This is a genomic window from Rhodoferax sp., assembly GCF_030646845.1.
Lineage (GTDB): Bacteria > Pseudomonadota > Gammaproteobacteria > Burkholderiales > Burkholderiaceae_C > Rhodoferax.
Map to the genome: position 1 here is coordinate 1 of NZ_JAUSLE010000079.1, position 13,695 is coordinate 13,695.

The 13,695-nt window shown below is 62.6% G+C and carries 15 protein-coding genes; 2 read left to right on the forward strand and 13 right to left on the reverse strand.

What is annotated here, in order from left to right:
• The 3 genes from Q7T10_RS19190 to Q7T10_RS19200 form a co-directional block, all read right to left on the reverse strand.
• The coding region (locus Q7T10_RS19190) for an acyl-CoA dehydrogenase family protein (RefSeq protein ID WP_304751294.1) at nt 1-653 on the reverse strand (653 nt) is incomplete at its 3' end.
• A 39-nt stretch (nt 654-692) separates the two neighbouring features.
• Nucleotides 693-1,124: a PaaI family thioesterase gene (locus Q7T10_RS19195; RefSeq protein WP_304751296.1), complete on the reverse strand. Its 432-nt coding sequence runs from the start codon at nt 1,122-1,124 to the stop codon at nt 693-695.
• Nucleotides 1,114-1,554 (reverse strand): MerR family DNA-binding transcriptional regulator, encoded by a 441-nt coding sequence (locus Q7T10_RS19200; RefSeq protein WP_304751298.1) that lies wholly within the window; start codon nt 1,552-1,554, stop codon nt 1,114-1,116. The genes Q7T10_RS19195 and Q7T10_RS19200 overlap by 11 nt, the downstream gene beginning before the upstream one ends.
• A gap of 108 nt (nt 1,555-1,662) precedes the next feature.
• Here Q7T10_RS19200 and Q7T10_RS19205 point away from each other — a divergent pair, with 108 nt between their 5' ends.
• On the forward strand, nt 1,663-2,751 hold the full coding sequence (locus Q7T10_RS19205; RefSeq protein WP_304751300.1) for an MBL fold metallo-hydrolase: 1,089 nt from the start codon (nt 1,663-1,665) through the stop codon (nt 2,749-2,751).
• A 19-nt stretch (nt 2,752-2,770) separates the two neighbouring features.
• On the opposite strand, the gene Q7T10_RS19210 is transcribed toward Q7T10_RS19205, so the two are convergent.
• Nucleotides 2,771-3,898 (reverse strand): aminotransferase class V-fold PLP-dependent enzyme, encoded by a 1,128-nt coding sequence (locus Q7T10_RS19210; RefSeq protein ID WP_304751302.1) that lies wholly within the window; start codon nt 3,896-3,898, stop codon nt 2,771-2,773.
• A gap of 233 nt (nt 3,899-4,131) precedes the next feature.
• On the opposite strand from Q7T10_RS19210, the gene Q7T10_RS19215 reads away from it, so the two are divergent.
• Nucleotides 4,132-4,569 carry a c-type cytochrome gene (locus Q7T10_RS19215; protein ID WP_304751304.1) on the forward strand — a complete coding sequence of 146 codons (438 nt, stop codon included), beginning with the start codon at nt 4,132-4,134 and terminating at the stop codon, nt 4,567-4,569.
• A gap of 44 nt (nt 4,570-4,613) precedes the next feature.
• Here Q7T10_RS19215 and Q7T10_RS19220 read toward each other — a convergent pair whose 3' ends face one another.
• The 9 genes from Q7T10_RS19220 to Q7T10_RS19260 form a co-directional block, all read right to left on the reverse strand.
• Nucleotides 4,614-4,991 (reverse strand): DUF2784 domain-containing protein, encoded by a 378-nt coding sequence (locus Q7T10_RS19220; RefSeq protein ID WP_304751305.1) that lies wholly within the window; start codon nt 4,989-4,991, stop codon nt 4,614-4,616.
• 29 nt (nt 4,992-5,020) lie between these two features.
• Entirely contained in the window at nt 5,021-6,262 is a 1,242-nt protein-coding gene (locus Q7T10_RS19225) for a DUF4010 domain-containing protein (protein ID WP_304751307.1), read from the reverse strand.
• 38 nt (nt 6,263-6,300) lie between these two features.
• On the reverse strand, nt 6,301-7,197 hold the full coding sequence (locus Q7T10_RS19230) for a M48 family metallopeptidase (protein WP_304751309.1): 897 nt from the start codon (nt 7,195-7,197) through the stop codon (nt 6,301-6,303).
• 10 nt (nt 7,198-7,207) lie between these two features.
• Entirely contained in the window at nt 7,208-7,942 is a 735-nt protein-coding gene (locus Q7T10_RS19235) for a 1-acyl-sn-glycerol-3-phosphate acyltransferase (protein ID WP_304751311.1), read from the reverse strand.
• The gene (gene gmhB / locus Q7T10_RS19240; RefSeq protein ID WP_304751312.1) at nt 7,942-8,502 is read right to left on the reverse strand and encodes a D-glycero-beta-D-manno-heptose 1,7-bisphosphate 7-phosphatase; all 561 of its coding nucleotides are present in this window, start codon (nt 8,500-8,502) and stop codon (nt 7,942-7,944) included. Before gmhB ends, Q7T10_RS19235 begins: the two co-directional genes overlap by 1 nt.
• 11 nt (nt 8,503-8,513) lie before the next feature.
• The gene (gene glyS, locus Q7T10_RS19245) at nt 8,514-10,655 is read right to left on the reverse strand and encodes a glycine--tRNA ligase subunit beta (RefSeq protein WP_304751313.1); all 2,142 of its coding nucleotides are present in this window, start codon (nt 10,653-10,655) and stop codon (nt 8,514-8,516) included.
• A 57-nt stretch (nt 10,656-10,712) separates the two neighbouring features.
• Complete coding sequence (glyQ, locus tag Q7T10_RS19250) at nt 10,713-11,702, reverse strand: glycine--tRNA ligase subunit alpha (RefSeq protein WP_304751314.1); 990 nt, start codon at nt 11,700-11,702, stop codon at nt 10,713-10,715.
• 87 nt (nt 11,703-11,789) lie between these two features.
• Nucleotides 11,790-13,382, reverse strand: a complete 1,593-nt coding sequence (gene lnt / locus Q7T10_RS19255) for an apolipoprotein N-acyltransferase (RefSeq protein WP_304751315.1) — start codon at nt 13,380-13,382, stop codon at nt 11,790-11,792.
• On the reverse strand, nt 13,369-13,695 hold a 327-nt coding region (locus Q7T10_RS19260; RefSeq protein ID WP_304751316.1), incomplete at its 5' end, for a transporter associated domain-containing protein. The genes Q7T10_RS19260 and lnt, both read right to left, overlap by 14 nt.

The following is a 13,695-nucleotide window of genomic DNA, read 5'->3' on the forward strand; positions in this document are numbered from 1 at the left end:
ACCAGCTCGCCGGTATGGGAGCCGCGCATGCCCAGCTTGTCGAGCTTTTGCGCCACCGAGAAACCCTTCATGCCTTTTTCGATCAGGAAGGCGGTGACACCGCGCGCGCCGAGCTCCGGCTCGCTCTTGGCGTAGACCACCAGCGTGTCGGCGTCCGGGCCGTTGGTGATCCACATCTTGCTGCCATTGAGCAGGTAGTAGCCGCCCTTGTCTTCCGCCTTGAGCTTCATGCTCAGAACGTCGCTGCCGGCGCCCGGCTCGCTCATGGCCAGGGCGCCCACATGCTCACCCGAAATCAGTTTGGGCAGGTATTTCTGGCGCTGGGCATCGGTGCCGTTGCGTTTGATCTGGTTGACGCACAGATTGCTGTGCGCGCCATAGCTCAAACCGACCGAGGCCGAGGCGCGCGAGATCTCCTCCATGGCGATCATGTGCGCCAGGTAACCCATGTTGGCGCCGCCATACTCTTCGCCCACGGTGATGCCCAGCACGCCGAGGTCACCCATCTTGCGCCACAGGTCCATCGGGAACTGGTCGTTCCTGTCAATGTCGGCAGCGCGTGGCGCGATCTCTTCCTGTGCAAACTCGCGCACGGCATCGCGCAAGGCGTCAATGTCTTCGCCGAGCTGAAAATTGAGTCCTGGCATGTTCATGGTTGCTCCTTGGTTCTGTTTCAATAACTACGTTGGTTTTCAATAACTCTTGGGCACGGGCACCAGCGTTTGCTGCATCACCGCGCAAGCACTCTCTTTGCCATCGGCGTCGATATGGATGACTTCTGCGGTGGTCACGATGACGCGGCGCCCGGCCTTGACGACATGACCCGTGGCGCGGAGTTCACCGCCCTGAAACGCCGCCAGAAAATTGATTTTGTACTCGACGCTGACGACTTCCATGTCCGCCGGTACCGTGGTCAGGCCGGCATAGCCGCCGGCGATGTCCGCCAGCGCACCGATGGCGCCGCCGTGAAAACCGGCCTGCTGCTGCGTCACCTTGTCCGAGTAAGGCAGCGCCACCACGCACAGGCCCGGTTCGACCCGTAGCAGCCGCGCGTCCAGATGCCGCATCAGGCCCTGCCGGTCAAAGCTTTGCTGCACGCGATTCAGTAGCGTTTCATTCGGCATGATCTTTCTTTCCCTTGGCGGCATTGCTTTTTGCATCACTTTTGCTGAGGCTCTTGCCCAGCAGCACGCGGGCCTCGCGCTGGTGCGCCTTGAGTTCATCCATATTGGCCTGCAAGTCCGTCATCTGGGCCTCCAGCTGCTTCTGGTGATCCGCCAGCACCGCCAGGAATTTCTGCAACTGCGGCCCGGTGTCCCGCGGGCTGTCGTACATGTCAATGATTTCCTTGGCCTCGGTCAGGCTCAGTCCCAGGCGCTTGGCCCGCAGTGTCAGCTTCAGGCGGGTACGGTCGCGCCCGCTGTACACGCGGTTGCGTCCTCCCGGACCGGAACGCTCCGGCTGCAGCAGACCCAGATCTTCATAAAACCGGATGGCCCGCGTCGTCAGGTCAAACTCTCTCGCCAGGTCGCTGATGCTGTAGGTGATAGCCATAAATAGTGATTGACGAAGGTGACAGCGCCCAAGCGCATGCCCCCCTACAATGCCAGCCTTGGTTGACGTTTACGTAAACGTCAATTATGGAGCAAATCAGGAACCCCGTTGAACAAGCCGACCCACAGTCCCGCCAATGCGCTGGAAAAACAGCTGCACTACCCACTGGGCGATACGCTGCCCGCCACCGGCGCGGCCATGACGGTGGCGCCGGGCGTCAAATGGATCCGCATGGCGCTGCCGTTTGCACTGAATCACATCAACCTGTGGTTGCTGCGCGACGAGATCGACGGCCAACCCGGATGGAGTGTGGTGGACTGCTGCATCGCCGTTGAAGAAGCCAAGGCGCAATGGGAACAGGTGTTCACCAATGAACTCGAGGGCCTGCCCATCCTGCGCGTGATCGTGACCCACATGCACCCGGACCACATCGGACTGGCGCACTGGCTGTGCGAACGCTGGAAGGTGCGCTTGTGGATCAGCGCCACCGACTACGCCATGGCACGCATCGGCACCGAAGGTCCGACCGGTTTCGGCGGTGATTCGGCAGCGCTGTTCTTTGCCGCCCACGGCCTGAATGACCCCGATACAGTGGCGAAAGTCAAAGGGCGCTCCAACTATTTTCCGACGCTGGTGCCCTCGGTGCCGCGCCAGTACCGGCGCATGATGGATGGCGACACGCTGACCATTGGCGGACGGCAGTGGGCGTGCATCAGCGGCTACGGCCATGCGCCGGAGCACATTTCACTGTATTGCGGTGAACTGAAGGTGCTGATCGGTGGCGACATGATGTTGCCCCGCATCTCCACCAATGTCAGCGTCTATGACCAGGAGCCGGAATCGAATGCGCTCAAGCAGTTTCTGGATTCGATCGACAAATTCAGGGCGCTCGATGCCCGGACGCTCACCCTGCCCGCGCATGGCAAACCGTTCACCGGCCTGTTTGAACGCATCCAGCAATTGCATGACCACCATCGCGAGCGCCTCGCCGAGGTGATGCAGGCCTGCACGGCCCGGCCCTGCAGTGCAGCCGACATGCTGCCGGTGCTGTTCAAACGCACGCTGGACCTGCACCAGACCACCTTTGCCATGGGTGAGTCAATTGCCCACCTGCATGCCTTGTGGTTTGAAGGCCGCCTGCAGCGCACCCTGGGCGAGGATGGTGTGTACCGGTTTCAGGCGGCCGCTGGCGCCTGAGCGGCAATGGTGCGCGGCCTCAAAGGACCGCGTTAAGCGCCGTCTCCAGCTGCTGAACGGTGCGCTCGATGTTGTGCAGTTTTTCCAGGCCGAACAGGCCGACCCGAAAGGTCTTGAAATCGGCCGGCTCGTCGCACTGCAACGGCACACCGGCGGCGGTTTGCAGGCCCTGGGCGAGAAACTTTTTGGACGACTGGATGTCGGCGTCGTCGGTGTAACTCACCACCACACCCGGCGCCTGAAAACCGGGCGCCGCCACACTCTTGATGCCCTTGCGCACAAACAGGGCGCGCACCTTGTCACCGAGCTCCTGCTGTTCGGCGCGCACTTTTTCGAAACCGTAATTCTGCGTTTCCTTCATCACCTCGCACAGTCGCGTGAGGGCATCGGTCGGCATGGTGGCATGGTAGGCGTGGCCACCGTTCTCATACGCTTCCATGATCTGCAGCCACTTGCGCAGATCGCAGGCAAAGCTGCTGCTGGTGGTGGAGTCAATGCGGGTGCGCGCCAGCTCGCTCAGCATCACCAGCGCGCAGCAGGGCGAACTGCTCCAGCCTTTTTGCGGCGCGCTGATCAGCACGTCCACGCCAGTAGCCACCATGTCGACCCAGATCGCGCCCGAGGCAATGCAGTCCAGCACGAACAGGCCGCCCACCGAATGCACCGCATCGGCCACGGCGCGCAGATAGGCGTCGGGCAGGATCATGCCGCTGGCGGTTTCAACGTGGGGCGCGAACACCACTGCCGGCTTCTCGGCCTTGATGGTGGCCACCACCTCGTCGATGGGAGCCGGCGCATAGGGCGCCTGGTGCTCCTGACCCTGGCGACGCGCCTTCAGGACAATCGTCTCGGACGGAATCTGCCCCATGTCGAATATCTGGCTCCAGCGGTAGCTGAACCAGCCATTGCGGATGACCAGGCATTTCTTGCCGGTGGCAAATTGCCGCGCCACCGCCTCCATGCCAAAGGTGCCGCCACCGGGCACCAGGGCGACCGATCGGGCCTTGTAGACCTCTTTCAGAATGCCGGAGATGTCCCGCATCACGCCCTGAAAACTCTGGGACATGTGGTTGAGCGCGCGGTCGGTGTACACCACGGAGAATTCGAGCAACCCTTTGGGGTCAACATGAGGTAGAAGGCCAGGCAAGATCAGCTCCAGTTGTGGACACAATGATTTGAAACAGGGGGCTCAGCTTAGCACGCGCAATTTCGCCGCGTGGCTGTCATGGTGACTCCTGATGCATGACCTTCATTGAGAAAAATCAAGCCTCGTCAGTGTGACCCGCCTACATTGATGGCAGGTTGCGGATTGCTCCCGGGCTTATCGGACGCATTGCTTCGGACCTGCAATTGTTCTGCTCAACAAACAGGAGGTAGATGATGAAGTATCCATGTGCAACGAAGGTATCGGCGTCCTTGATAGCGTTCACGCTGTTCAGCGGCGTGGCATTCGCTCAGGCCGGCAAGCTTGACTTTGGCAAACGGGAATTCGAATCAAGCTGCGCCGTTTGCCATGGCACCAGTGGCAAGGGGGACGGTCCCTATTGGGAGATTCTGCAGCAGCCGCGCCGCGCAACAGATTTGACCACGCTGGTACAACGCAATGGGGGCGTGTTTCCAGTCAGCCGTTTGTACGAAACGATTGAGAGGGGCGGCAACGTTCCCAGCCATGGCTCGCGCGACATGCCTGTTTGGGGGTCCGTCTACCGCGTCCAGGCTGGCGAGTACTACGCAGATACGCCTTACGACCCTGAGGTCTATGTGCGAAGCCGCATCCTTGCCCTTATTGAGTACATCAATAAATTGCAGGCGCGCTGAACGCAGTTACAGCAGGGAACGGCGCCTGTCGCCTCGTTGAGTGCTCAGGCATCTCGGTCTTGCATCGGCCGGCGCAGGACCAGCCAGACATAGATCACGATGTTGACGACCACGACCGTAGCCGCCAGTCCGAACTGAACGTCGCGGGTCAGACCAGCGGGATAGATGACATCCAGAAGGTAGTGCTCGATGAAGCTGGTCGTGTAGCCCGATTGACCGGCCCGCAGACGAAGGTCGTTCTCGAGATAGGTCAGCGGGCAGATACGCCCCGTGAACTCCACAAAGATCGCCCATGCCATTGCAGGCAGATGAACCCATGGCATCCAGCGCCACCTGGCAGCGAGCGCGCCACCCACGAGGGCGAACAGGATGAAGGCCAGGTGCAGCAGCAGGACGCCATCCGCGGCAAGGCGAAAGTACATGAGAAAGCCGGCTCCCGCCCGTCAGGCGACTAGCCGCTCCATGCCCAAGGCAACCACGCCGCCGCCGCCACGGCCACCAGCCCCAGCGAAACCGGGGTGCCAAAGCGCGCACCGCCCGCGACATAGGCGGCGACGATCTTGCTCACCGAGTTGGTGGAAAAAGCCAGCAGCACGGCGGTGACGGCCGTGGCGGAGTCGATGGCACCTTGGGCCGACAGGGTGATGGCCGCCGCCGACGGCGAGTGCATGTCCGCAAACCCGGCGACCGCGGTGGCGGCGTAGATGGCCAGCGTGCCATAGGCCCCCTGCACCCAGGCCACGGCGGCCGTGATAGCCGAGAGCAGCACGGCCAGCCCGATGGACTGGGCCAGACTGAAGGCGCGCCCCGTGACCTGGTCATCGGCCGGCAACAGTTCGGTGCGCCGCAAGGCGCCCAGGCCCAGCGCGAACGCCATGGCCAGGGCGCCGCCCAGTGACGGCGCGAGACTGCGCAGCACAGCGGGCTGCAGCACCAGCGCAATCAAGCCCACCTGCAGCGCCGTGGACACCGTGGAAAACCAGGCGCCGGCTACACAGGCCATGTGCATCTCGGGATGCTGGCGAGCCCGCGCCCCCATGGCGGCCACGGTGGCCGTGCTCGACACAAAGCCCGACACCAGTCCCGACAGGGCCAGCCCCAGCCGGGCGCCAAACAGGCGCAAGGCGACATGCCCCACCGCCTGCACAGCCATGAGGAGCACCACCAGCAGCCAGACCGTGCGCGGATTGACGCCGCCGAGCCAGGCCAGGGGCTGGTTGGGCGCCAGCGGCAGGATGATGAGCGCCGAGCCGGCCAGCACCAGCGCGTCGCGCAGTTCCTGCTCTGACAGGGTGTGGGTGGAGAAACGCTGCAAGGGCTCACGCGCCGCCAGCAGGCCAGCCACCACGACGCCCGCAGCTGCCGCGACGGCCGGCTGCTCGACCGCCAGCACACCGAGCAGAAAGGTCACGAACAGGGCCATCTCGGTGGTCACACCGGGGTCCTTGGAGCGGTCTTTCAAATGCGAGATCGCCGTCAGCGAAGCGACGAGGATCGCCGCCACCACCGTGATCCAGGGCTGGTCCAGGGACTGCGCCACGGCCCCAGCCAGCGCCACCAGAGAAAAGGTGCGGATGCCGGCAAAGTGCCGCGTCGGGCCGCTGCCTTTGCGGCGCTCGCGGTCCACGCCGATCAGCAGACCCAGCCCCAGGGCCAGTGCCAGGCTGGCGAGGGTGTCATAGCTCAGGCTCATGATGGCATGGCTCCTTGTTGGTGACGCCGGGCGCGGCGCTACTGCCAGCGTGGCACCGAGTCGTCTTTGAGTTGCCCACGCAGCACCGCATAGTCAGGCACCACCGAGCGCACCGTGTCCCAGAAGCGCGGGCTGTGGTCCATCACCCGCAAGTGGCTGAGCTCATGCGCCACCACGTAGTCAATGACCGGCTGCCTGAAATGAATCAGGCGCCAGTTGAGCCGGATGGCACCGTCAATGCGGGCGCTGCCCCAGCGCGTACCCGCATTGCTGAGTGACAGCTTGTGCCACTGCACCTGCAACTGCGGCGCAAAGTGATCCAGTCGCTCGATGAAGACCCGCCTGGCCTGCCGCATCAGCCAGGCCTGCACCGCGTCTCGAATCTGCTCAGGCGTGGCCGTGTGGGACAGCCCCACCAGCAGGGTCAGGCTCGCGCTGTCAGTCTGCAGTTCCGCACCGGCAGCGCCAAAGGCGTGCCGCGGGTCCAGCACCACCGTCACCGGCTCTCCGAGAAAAGGAATGCTGGTGCCGTCGCGCCACTCGATGCGGTTGGAGACCAGACGCTCGTGACGCTCCCGCGTCTCGCCCAGTTTGCGAATGATCCACTGCGACTTTTCCTGCAGGGCGGCCTCCACCTCATACAGTGGCACCCACTTGGGCGCACGCACCACCAGGCCATCTGGCCCCACCGAAAAACCAATGGTGCGGCGCTTGCCGCGTTTGAATTCATAGGCCACCACGGCGTCACACAAACGCGCCTCGCGGTTGGCGCGGGGATGGTGAAACTTTGCCGGGGCAATCACATCCTCCAGGCGTTTGGCTGGCTTGTGCGGCTCTTTTGCTATCAATTCAATAGCTGAATGCGAAGCATTTTCGGGGGCTGCAGCCTGATTTGACTCAAATAGATCGAGTGTGAACCGAAGAAGCGGGTGCATGGCGGCTGCCTTAGCGGTAAGCCTCGGGATCAATCCGGCGCATCTCGGCCTCGATCCAGGCCTCCACCTCACGCATCAGTTCCTTCGGCTCACGCCCGACGCTTGGTATCGGTTTGCCAATCGAGACATCCACCACGCCGGGGAACTTGGTGAAGCCGGTGCGCGGCCAGCATTTGCCGGACGACACCGCAATCGGGATCACCGGCGCACCGGTTTCAACCGCCAGCCGGCTGCCTGCAGTCTGGTAAGTGCCATTTTGCCCACGCGCCATGCGCGTGCCTTCGGGGAACATGATGATCCAGGTGCCTTGCGCCAGCAGGCGCTTGCCCTGCGCCACCACATGCTTGAGGGCGGCGGCGCGTGACTCGCGGTCGATGTGAATCATATCCAGCCGCGCCATTGACCAGCCAAAAAACGGGATGCGCAGCAGCTCGCGCTTGAACACAAAGGCCAGCGGATGCGGCATCAGGGTCGGCAGCAGGAGCGTCTCCAGCGTGGACTGGTGTTTGGACAGCAGAATCGCCGGAGCGGTCGCGCCCTGCGGCAGGTTCTCCAGGCCGCTCACGCGCACCTGAATGCCCAGAATCGTGCGCGTTCCCCAGATGACCAGCCGGAACCAGTTGACGGCAAACCACCACAGCGGCGTACGGCCAACCCACAGGGAAATAACGACCAGCGTCAGCCCCCACGGGATCACCGTGATCAGCAGCCACGCCATGTGCAAGACGGATCGAATCAAGGACATCACGCGGCCTCGGCTTGCCGCGCAATCAGGAAATCGGCAAATGCGCCAAGGTCCGCATGCACCTGTGTTTCCTTGGGAAAGTTGTCGGGCAGGCTGCGCCCCCGGTAGGCCGCGCCCTTGCCGGTGAGCACCAGATGCGGCTGGCATCCGGCGGCCGCACCAGCCACCACATCGCGCGCGGTGTCGCCCACCACCGGCACGCCGTGCAGGTCCAGCCCATAGCGCTCGCCAATCTGTTCAAACAGGCCGGGCTCCGGCTTGCGGCAGCGGCAGCCCTCATCGGGCGCATGCGGGCAATAAAAGATGGCATCCACCCGCCCGCCCACTGCCGCCAGCATCTGGTGCATCTTGGCGTGCATCGCGTTGAGCGTGGACACGTCAAACAGGCCACGCCCCAGGCCAGACTGGTTGCTGGCCACCACCACATGCCAGCCCGCATGGTTGAGGCGGGCAATCGCTTCCAGCGCGCCGGGCAGGGGCATCCATTCCTCCGGGGACTTCACATAGTCGTCGCTGTCTTCATTGATGGTGCCGTCGCGGTCGAGGATGACGAGTTTCATGGCGGTCAAGGTCAACTTGCGAGTTTCGAGAGATCAGCCACCCGGTTCATGGCGTCGTGCAGGCTCTTCAGCAGCCCCTGGCGATTGAGGCGCAGGTCCATTTCGTCGGCATTGACCATGACGTTGTCGAAGAAGGCGTCGACCGGGGCGCGCAGCGCGGCCAGGGTTTGCAGCGAGGCGGTGTAGTCACCGGCCTCGAACTGCGCTTTCGCCTTGGGTGCGACATCCTTCATGGCCGCGAACAGGGCGATTTCGGCGGGCTCCTTGAGCAGGACTTCGCTGACGTGGGGGTCGACGTCCTGCGCTTTTTTCAGGATGTTGCTGATGCGCTTGTTGGCAGCGGCCAGTGCGGCGGCTTCAGGCAGGGCCGCGAAGGCGCGCACGGCGGCGAGGCGCTTGGGCACTTCGCCCAGGCGCTGTGGGCGTTGAGACACCACCGCGTCGACCTCTTGTGCGCTGTAGCCCTGCTCGCGAAGCGAGCCCGCAAGGCGGTCGTAGATAAACTCGATCAGGGCGGAAGTGGCCTCGCTGATTTTGTCCCCAAAGGCCGGCACCGCGCCAGCGAGCAGCGCGCCGAGCTCCAGCGGCAAATCCTTCTCGGTCAGCATGCGGATCACGCCCAACGCATGACGGCGCAGCGCAAACGGGTCCTTGTCGCCGGTCGGCAGGTTGCCGATGCCGAACATGCCGGTCAGGGTTTCCAGCTTGTCGGCCAGCGCGACCACGACACCAACCTGATTGCGTGGCAGCTCGTCGCCGGCAAAGCGCGGCTTGTAGTGGTCTTCAATGGCATCAGCAATGTCGGAGGGCAAGCCATCGTTAAGCGCGTAATAACGACCCATGATGCCCTGCAGCTCAGGGAATTCGCCAACCATGTCCGTTACCAAGTCTGTTTTTGCAAGCATTGCCGCCCTTTGGGCATGCATCGCAATAGTGGAATCGCCCTCCACTGCCAGCATCATCCCAATGTCCGTGGCGATGCGACTCACGCGCGCCACGCGTTCACCCTGCGAGCCCAGCTTGTTGTGATAAACCACCTTGTCCAGCCCCGCAACACGCGAGGCCAGCGTCTTCTTGCGGTCCTGGTCGAAGAAGAACTTCGCATCGGCCAGGCGCGGGCGCACCACGCGCTCATTGCCGCCAATCACGGCGCTGGCGTCATCCGGGCTGATGTTGCTGACGACGAGAAACTTGTTGGTCAGCTTGCCTTGTGCATCCAGTAGCGGGAAGTACTTCTGGTTGGCCTTCATCGTAAGAATCAGGCACTCCTGCGGCACTTCGAGAAACTGTTCTTCGAACTCGCACACCAGCACATTGGGGCGCTCGACCAGGCCGGTCACCTCATCCAGCAAAGCGTCATCCATCAGCACCTGGTAGCTGGGGCCCAGCTTTTCGGCAGCCCCGGCCAACTGCGAGACGATGGCAAACCGGCGCTGATCGAACCCGGCAATCACCGCACCATCGCGTTCGAGCGTGGCGGCATAGTGGTCGGCATCCGCAATCACCACAGGCGACACTTTCGCCTCGAAGCGGTGACCTTGCGTCAGGTTGCCGGCCTTCAGGCCCAGCGCCGTCACTGGCACCACGGTGCTGCCATGCAGCGCCACGAGACCGTGCGCGGGACGCACGAAGTGCACACTGCTCCAACCGGGCAACTCGCAATCGGTCTCCAGCTGGTAGCTCATGACCTTGGGGATCGGCAGCCTGGCAATGGCTTCTGCCAGCGCCTTTTGCAGGCCGGTATCCAGCGCGGCGCCGGTCGCCAGACTGTCGTAGAACAAGGCCTCGGCCTTGCCGTCCGGCGCTCTTCTGAGTGCGGCCACGGCAGCCACCGGGTCGGACACGTCGGCGCCCAGGGCCTGCAGTTTTTTCATCAGCGCCGGCGTTGCCTGGCCCGCTGCATCCAGCCCCACCGCGACGGGCATGAGTTTTTGCTGCACCGCCTTGTCGGCGGCCTTGAGCCAGACATGGGTCACATGGGCGGCGAGGCGGCGCGGCGACGCATAAGCCGTCACCACCGATTCAGCGCTGGCCAGCCCCTGGGCACGCAACTGGTCGGCCAACTGGTTCGCAAACGCATCGCCCAGTTTCTTGAGCGCCTTGGGTGGCAGCTCTTCGACAAACAATTCAACGAGAAGGTTTTGGCTTGTCATAGTCTTTAATCGGTTGAGGACAGAGCTCCGCTTCGCTCCGGTCTGTCCCGCAATGTCTCATGCTGCCTTCTTTGTCATCTCCTGCACCCACTCGCGCGGAGCCATCGGGAAGCCCAGACGCTCACGGCTGTCGTAGTAGCTTTGCGCCACGGCACGCGCCAGGTTGCGCAGGCGGCCGATGTAGGCGGCGCGTTCGGTCACACTGATGGCACCGCGCGCATCCAGCAAGTTGAAGGTGTGCACACCTTTAAGCACCTGCTCGTAAGCCGGCAATGCCAGTTGCTGTTCCATCAGGTACTTGGCCTGCTTTTCATGCGCGGTAAAAGCGGTGAACAGAAAATCGGCATCGGCGTGTTCGAAGTTGTAGGCCGACTGCTCTTTTTCATTCTGCAGGTAGACATCGCCATAAAAGATTTTGCCCCCACGCTCGCCCACTGCGTGTGGCTCGCTGCCTCCCGAGGGGGCTGGGTCAGCTTGGGAGCGGCCCGGCGCTGACCCGCTGTCGGTCCACACCAGGTTATAGACATTGTCGACACCCTGCAAATACATGGCCAGGCGCTCCAGCCCGTAGGTGATCTCGCCCGTGATGGGCTTGCAGTCCAGGCCGCCGACCTGCTGGAAATAAGTGAACTGTGTCACTTCCATGCCGTTGAGCCAAACCTCCCAGCCCAGGCCCCAGGCGCCCAGCGTCGGGTTCTCCCAGTCGTCCTCGACAAAACGAATGTCGTTCTTCTTCAAATCAAATCCAAGTGCTTGCAGCGAGCCCAGGTACAGTTCCAGAATGTTGGCCGGCGCCGGCTTCAGAACCACCTGGTACTGGTAATAGTGCTGTAGACGATTCGGGTTTTCGCCGTAGCGACCATCCTTCGGGCGGCGGCTCGGCTGCACGTAGGCGGCCTTCCATGGCTCGGGTCCGAGCGCTCTCAAAAAGGTAGCGGTATGGGAGGTGCCGGCACCTACCTCCATGTCATAGGGCTGCAACAGCGCGCAGCCCTGAGCGTCCCAGTAGGACTGTAGTTTCAAAATGATTTGCTGGAACGTCAACATGACTGGGTAAGCTGCGGCGGGCGCGTGTAAAACCTTGATTTTACGGGCTCGATGACTGCCGGCGTAGTGCGACAGCACCGCAGTGGGCTAGCGCTTTCGCAACTTGGCACGCAACGCCAACAAAACAAAGCCCAAAGCCAACAGCCAAAGAGGCCACAGACCCAGCCGGGAGACCCACCAGACGTAGGGCGTCACGCCACTTCGGCCCTCCACCTCGCCCACCAGAACCGTCCGGGTGTCGCGTGCCGCGGCGACAACGACAGCGCCCCGGTGGTCGACGATCGCGGTCACGCCGGTATTGGTTGCAAGAACAATAGGGCGTTCAAACTCCTTTGCCCGCAGTCGTGCGATCTGTAGGTGCTGGTCCATCGCCAGACTGTTGCCGAACCACGCCAGATTGCTGACGTTGACGAAGATGCTGGGCGTCAGTGCCGGGTCGGCAAATTGCAGCGCCAGCTCCTCGCCAAACAGATCTTCGTAACAGATATTGGGCGCCAGTTTTTGCCCCTGCCATTCAAAAGGCGCCTGCTTGACGGCGCCGCGATTGAAGTCGCCCAGCGGGATGTTCATCATCGCGGTGAACCATTTGAAAAACGGCGGAATGAACTCGCCAAACGGTACCAGGTGCTGCTTGTCATAGCGCCAGGGCTGCGCCTGCCCAGGCTTGAGTCCCACCACCGAGTTGGTGTAACCCTGCTGGTAGTTACCCAAGGGGGAGCCGATCAGGGCGGCCTGTTGGCCGGTGCCAAAACGTTGTTGCAGCGCTTCCCAATAATCCGGTGGCAGTTGTTGCGGCAACACCGGAATGGCGGTTTCAGGCGCAATCACCAGTGCCGTGCGGCTGTTTTTCATTTGCTCGGCGTACCACTGCAAGGCCTTCGGCACACCGCTGTCAGCTTGAAATTTTTCGTCCTGGGCAATATTGCCTTGCAATAGCGTGACACTCAAGCGACCGCTGGCGGTTGACAATTCCGGTGCGCCCACGGAGTACGCAAACGGCAGCAACAGCAGCACCAGCGGAGCCGCCAAACCTCGCACCCGATCACGCCAGGAGCCACCCTGCCAGGCGTGCGCCAAGGTTATGGCCAGCCACGCCGACATGGCGCACAAACCATAAACACCCAACCATGGCGCGTAGCCCGCCAACGGCCCATCGACCTGCGCGTAGCCCGAAGCACCCCAACCAAAACCGGTCAACCAGGTGCCACGCATCAATTCGGCCAATAGCCAGAGGGCGGCAAATACAACAGCTGCCCAAGGCCTGTAGGCCGGCATCAGGGCGACAAATATGGCGCAGGCCGCAGCGTAGTACAAGGCCAGCAGAGCGCTCAGCCCCAGCACCGCCAGGGCCGCCAGAGGAGCCGGCAAGCCGCCATAAGTGTGCAGCGAGACAAAAGTCCAGCCGACGCTGCCGAGCAACCAGGCGGTGCCGAACAACCAACCCGACAGTGCCGCCTGACGCCAGCTTCGCGTGCCCCGCAGCACGCCCACCAGCAGCGCCAATGCCAGCAATTGAAGCCACCAAACTGGCTGACCCGGGTGGAGACCCAGCAGCTGCAAATAGGCTGCCTGAAAGGACATTGGCCAGGCCATGCTGGCCGCCTGGGCACCACCCGCGATCAAGGCGACCGCCATTCGCGCCAGGGTTGGCCAGCGGCTCTGATCTTTAGGAGGATTCATCAACCACGGGCGAAACCTTGAACCATTTGACAGCACCACCTTTGGTGTGCAGCACCACAAAATCGAGCCCTGCCAGCGTGTGCCGCTCACCCCGCCTGGGGACGTGCCCCATCTCATGGGCAATCAGACCACCAATCGTTTCAAACTCGTCGTTCGGGTCGGTACTGGTCAACTTGACACCAAAGGCGTCGTCAACACGCGCTATCGTGGTGTCTCCGCTAACGCGGTAAGTGCGGTCCGCCAAGCCATAAATATCGCCCTCGTCCTCAACAAGGTCGAACTCGTCTTCAATCTCGCCAACAATTTGCTCCAG

Coding starts and splice junctions, on each gene's coding strand:
- Q7T10_RS19220 (WP_304751305.1), bottom strand. CDS start 4,991: ATGTACTTTCGCCTTGCCGCGGATGGCGTCCTGCTGCTGCACCTGGCC.
- glyS (WP_304751313.1), bottom strand. CDS start 10,655: ATGACAAGCCAAAACCTTCTCGTTGAATTGTTTGTCGAAGAGCTGCCA.
- Q7T10_RS19195 (WP_304751296.1), bottom strand. CDS start 1,124: ATGCCGAATGAAACGCTACTGAATCGCGTGCAGCAAAGCTTTGACCGG.
- lnt (WP_304751315.1), bottom strand. CDS start 13,382: ATGAATCCTCCTAAAGATCAGAGCCGCTGGCCAACCCTGGCGCGAATG.
- glyQ (WP_304751314.1), bottom strand. CDS start 11,702: ATGTTGACGTTCCAGCAAATCATTTTGAAACTACAGTCCTACTGGGAC.
- Q7T10_RS19235 (WP_304751311.1), bottom strand. CDS start 7,942: ATGTCCTTGATTCGATCCGTCTTGCACATGGCGTGGCTGCTGATCACG.
- Q7T10_RS19215 (WP_304751304.1), top strand. CDS start 4,132: ATGAAGTATCCATGTGCAACGAAGGTATCGGCGTCCTTGATAGCGTTC.
- Q7T10_RS19230 (WP_304751309.1), bottom strand. CDS start 7,197: ATGCACCCGCTTCTTCGGTTCACACTCGATCTATTTGAGTCAAATCAG.
- Q7T10_RS19225 (WP_304751307.1), bottom strand. CDS start 6,262: ATGAGCCTGAGCTATGACACCCTCGCCAGCCTGGCACTGGCCCTGGGG.
- Q7T10_RS19200 (WP_304751298.1), bottom strand. CDS start 1,554: ATGGCTATCACCTACAGCATCAGCGACCTGGCGAGAGAGTTTGACCTG.
- gmhB (WP_304751312.1), bottom strand. CDS start 8,502: ATGAAACTCGTCATCCTCGACCGCGACGGCACCATCAATGAAGACAGC.